The organism is Candidatus Thermoplasmatota archaeon, assembly GCA_035541015.1.
Classification (GTDB): domain Archaea; phylum Thermoplasmatota; class SW-10-69-26; order JACQPN01; family JAIVGT01; genus DATLFM01.
The window spans coordinates 1-4200 of the sequence record DATLFM010000011.1 but is presented as its reverse complement, the minus strand read 5'-3'; the positions used below and the strand labels follow the sequence as shown (position 1 = coordinate 4200).

3 protein-coding genes are annotated in these 4200 nt (G+C 69.5%); all 3 read left to right on the top strand.

Annotated elements, in window-relative coordinates; genetic code table 11:
* Positions 1-1080, top strand: a 1080-nt coding sequence (locus tag VM681_00945; GenBank protein ID HVL86563.1) for a hypothetical protein, incomplete at its 5' end; no start/stop codon positions are given.
* Positions 1081-1303: 223 nt separating this feature from the next.
* Complete coding sequence (locus VM681_00940) at positions 1304-1618, top strand: winged helix-turn-helix domain-containing protein (GenBank protein HVL86562.1); 315 nt, start codon at positions 1304-1306, stop codon at positions 1616-1618.
* Positions 1619-1866: 248 nt separating this feature from the next.
* On the top strand, positions 1867-4200 hold a 2334-nt coding region (locus VM681_00935), incomplete at its 3' end, for an HYR domain-containing protein (protein ID HVL86561.1).

The following is a 4200-nucleotide window of genomic DNA, read 5'->3' as shown; positions in this document are numbered from 1 at the left end:
GTCCTGTTCCCCGCCATCACGCTGGCCGAGAACAACGCCGACGTAGTGCTTCGCGCCCTTCCGTTCTACGGCAGCCTTGCCGCCTTCGTGCTCGTCCTGTCACGAGGCGAGACGTGGGAGCGGTGGATCGCGCTTGCGTTCCTGTCCCGTGCCTTCTACTTTGGCGTCTCGGGGCCCCATCGTCTGCCGTTTGCCCTTTCGGGCGCGGCCCTTCCCTGGGAGATCCCAAACTCGATTGCGCTCATCGCGCTCCTCCTCGTCACCCTGTACGCGAGCTATCGCCTCCTGTCCGACGAGCGGCAGCCGACCAGCTCGATCGTGCTGCCGGTGCTCGGCGTGGCGCCGCTTGTGGCCGCGGCCGAGATCGCGATGGCGTCGCAACCCGTCGGCAACGTGATGGCGCTCAACCTCGTCACGCTTGCCGCCGTCCGACCCTTGCTCGTGTGCATGGCCTTCTCGCCCGCGCGATTGCCGGCGCTCCTTGGCCGCTCGCTCGTGGCCGCCGGCGTGACCACTTCGGTCTTCTTCCTTCTGAGTGCCAATGGGATCCGCAACGGCCCCGACATCGTTCTCGGGCTTGCGGCGGGGCTCATGAGCTTGGCCGTCCTGGAAGTTTGGCACCCGGGCATCGGACAGACGAGGCACACCGATTTCGGCGCGCCGGCGCAGCCGGACCCGTCCTCCCCGGGTCCCGGCTCGGCGGGCGCTCGCCCGTCTTGGCAGCGGATTCTCCTGGAATTGCGGGGCTCCTCCGTGCCGCCCGACGAGCGTCCGCTTGGGGATCCGCGGTTCCGACAGAAGCCGGTAGCGGACCGGGCGAAGGTCAGCGTGCAGCGCGTCTCCGAGTTCCCGGAGCGGATGAACGATTCCGCCGCCCAACGGCTGGACGTGTTCGTTCCGGGCTGGCGGGCGCGACACCTCGCAGGGCCCCCCGTCCTCGTTCAGACGTTCAAGGGGGCCGTCGAGGGATTGCCTGGAACCTGGATCTACTACCGCCTGACGCCCCTCGGGGAGCAGCTTGCGGCGGCCGTGGCCGAGAAGCCGGCCGACGAAGCCGCCCCGGAAACGCGCCTCTTCTAGCCCATGGGAAGGGGTTGCGGCCCAATTCCGCCACCGGAATCCGGGTGGAATCCTCTCACCGATTATCGGTGAGTGGCGACCTGCGCGTTACAATGCTTTCCGCGCTGCGATCGCCTTTTCCAAGTATCCCGCCCGACAGCGAGCGGCCAACAAAGAACGTGCGACCCCCGGAACCCAGCCGCGCCGGCCTGCCTGCGGGCCAAGGCATTGGGGAGGCGCACCGATGACCCGCCGGGAGCGCGAAACGATCATCGGCGACGTCCTCGCGGTTCTGGACAAGCTCGAGGCGGAGTCCGAGTCGTACACGCTGGCTCGCATTTCGCGCCGTGCCAACATGGCCTACGACCGCCTCGCCCAACTTCTGTCGGACCTCGAACAGCACGGGCTTGTGACCCCGCCCCCGACCCCGCGCTTGACGCCACGCGGGCGGGAGCTTCTGGAAAAGTACACCGCCTGGAAGCTTGCCATCGAGGGGACGGGCGCGGTGGCGATGTCGTTTTCCCAGGTCACCGAGGACGTCAAGGAGCGGGCAGGATGATTGGACGGCGAGGTCGCGACGGGTCGTGCGACAGCTCCTTGGCTGCGACGATCCCTGATACAATTCTTGCGTAGGCTGACATGCAGGGCGACCGAGGTGAGTCTTTCGAAAAACCGGACGCCCCGGATCCCGGCAAGCGCGCGACCGGCGGTGAGTCGAACCCAAGTCCCGGTTACGCCGGGCTTACTGGCTGGGCGCCAAGCGTGCGCCAACGAACATCCCCCCATCCTGCGTGCAGCAAGCAAAGCATGGCCGTCGCAGCGCGAACCAGGACGTCCGCCCGGGCTTCGCGCTTCTGCGCCGTCCTTGCCATAGCCCTGCTCGTTCTGCCCTCGCTCATCGTTCCGTCGTCCCTGGCGCAAGGCCCCGGCGACGACAAGACGGCGGCCTGCGGCGAGCTGCGTTTTGAAGGCATCGCGGGATTCGGGGCGGCGGCCCCTGGCTCGCCGGGCGTGGTGTTCGACATGCGGATCACGACGATGTCGCAGTCCGAGCGCTACGTCAAGTCGTTGAGCCTGGAGCCCGCGCCCGGCAGCACGGTTACGCCCTCGGCGCTGCACTCGATCGTGGTGAGCGCAGGCCCGTCCGCGCACGTGGGGCGGCTTTCGGCGGACATGTCCGTGGTCTTCGACGGCCTTGGCGTCCAGATTCCAAAGCACCCCGCCTCCGTCGACCTCGTGGTCACGGCCACGCTTGCCTCGGGCGCGACGCCCGGGACGATCCTCGACCTGCAACTGGCCGCGGGGGGACTCTTGGTGGAGAAGCCGGGCGCCACGGACGAAGCGTGCTTCAATCACGCCTTCAACCCGCCCTCCGGCCTCTCGGTGAGCGCGCCGGAGAACGTGGAACCCCCGGCCCTCACGCTGCCGGAGAACATCGGCCCCTTGGAAGGGAACGAACGGGGCGGCCGGCGCGTAACGTACGTGGCCACCGCGCTCGACGCTTTGGGCGAACCGGTGCCCGTCGCCTGCCAGCCGCAAAGCGGGGCGCTCTTTCCGGTCCTCACGACAAACGTCGCCTGCGAGGCCGTGGACGCCGACGGCAACCGCGCGACCGGATCCTTCACCGTCCAAGTCGTCGACACGACGCCCCCGGCGTTTCCCTCGCTTTCCACCCTCACCGTCGAAGCCGGGGGGCCCAGCGGCGCGACTGCCACCTTCGCCCTTGAGGCCATCGACGTCGTGGACGGGCCGTTGCCGTCCTCCTGCGAACCGGTCTCGGGCAGCCTCTTTCCGCTTGGCGTTACGAGCGTCGCCTGCCGAGCTTCGGACGCAGCCGGAAATCCAGCCACGGCGGCTTTCGACGTGAAGGTCGTGGACACCACGCCGCCCACGCTGGCGGGCGTGCCCGCGGGCGTGACGCTTGAGGCGACGAGTTCTGCGGGCGCGCCGCACAGCTGGGAAGCCCCCACATCCATCGATCTTGTGAGCGGTTCGGTTCCCGTTGTCTGCGCGCCTGCCAGCGGCTCCGAGTTCCCCCTCGGGTCCACGCTTGTGACCTGCCGTGCCACCGACAACGCCGGCAACACGGTCTCAGGCACGTTCACCGTCACCGTTCGGGATACGACCAAGCCCATCCTCTCGGGCGTGCCCGCAAGCGTCACGCTCGAGGCGACGGGCCCTGGCGGAGCCGCGCACGCCTGGGAGGGGCCCACCGCGGTGGACGTGGTCGGCGGGGCGCTTTCCGTGGTGTGCGCGCCCGCGAGCGGGTCCACGTTTGGGCTGGGCACCACGACCGTCACCTGCTCGGCCACGGACGCGGCCGGCAATGCCGCGGAAGCGACGTTTGCGATCACCGTGCGGGACACCACGCCGCCCGCCATCACGCTTCCCTCGTCGATCACGCTTGGCCCCGTAACGGCGGACGGGGCACGGGCCGATTTCGTCGTCAAGGCGTCCGACCTCGTCGACGGACCCGTCGCGGTCGCGTGCACACCCGCCTCGGGATCCACCTTCCCGCTGGGCCGAACCCTCGTCACGTGCCGCGCGACGGACGCCGCAGGCAACCAACGCTCGGAAACATTGGCCATCGTCGTGCGAGACGAGGAAGCGCCCGTGCTGACCACGCCCGCGCCGCTTGTCGTCGAGGCGGCCGGGCCCGACGGAGCGCCGACGACCTTCGCCGTCACCGCCACGGACAACGTGGACGGAGCCCTCCCAGTGGCCTGCTCGCCGGCCTCCGGAACGCTCTTTCCGCTTGGCGAATCGATCGTCCGGTGCAACGCGACGGACGCAAACGGCAACACCGCGAGCGCGAGCTTCCCGGTCCGCGTTCGCGACGCCACGCCGCCCACGATCGCGGGCGCCGATCTTGGCGCAACCCTAGAAGCGGCGGGTCCGGCGGGCGCTTCGCACGCGTGGGCGGCGCCTTCGGCAAACGATCTTGTGGACGGCGTCGTGCCCGTGTCGTGCGTTCCGGTGAGCGGCTCGACGTTCCCGCTGGGGGCCACGACGGTTGCGTGCTCGGCGCGCGACGCGGCGGGCAACGTGGCCACGGCAACCTTCACGGTCACGGTGCGCGACACGACGCCCCCCACGTTGGGCGACATTCCCGCCGCGCTTGGGCCCTTCGAAGCCGGCGAC